Below are 340 nucleotides of genomic sequence, written 5' to 3'. Positions count from 1 at the left end.
GATGTTCGCTGCACCTGCGCGTGCAATGCTTTCAGCGCCGCCGAATCCGCCGACGACTCCATTTCGACCTCATACTCGACCTGGTCGTACCCTGGATTGATCCCAGGATCGATTCCAAGAAAACCTCTCAGATCGAGGCTTCCCTTCGTGCGGATAGTCAGCGATTGCAACTCGATGTTCATTGCCGCCGCATTTGCCGCGTAGGTTGCAGTCATGCATGCGTTCAACGCAGCCAGGATCAATTCTTGTGGATTAGCGGCCGTGTCGGTACCGAGCAATTCTGCCGGTTCGTCCGCGTCGATGACAAAGCCGCGCGCCAAGGCCGTGTCACCTAGTACGA

1 protein-coding gene is annotated in these 340 nt (G+C 57.1%); it reads right to left on the bottom strand.

Annotated elements, in window-relative coordinates; genetic code table 11:
* On the bottom strand, window positions 1–320 hold a 320-nt coding region (locus tag C4K88_RS18045; RefSeq protein WP_241522037.1), incomplete at its 3' end, for an OsmC family protein.
* Window positions 321–340 lie beyond the last annotated feature (20 nt).

This window comes from Arthrobacter pityocampae (assembly GCF_002927275.1).
Taxonomy (GTDB): Bacteria; Actinomycetota; Actinomycetes; order Actinomycetales; family Micrococcaceae; genus Arthrobacter_D; species Arthrobacter_D pityocampae.
This window is presented reverse-complemented; position numbering and strand designations above follow the sequence as displayed.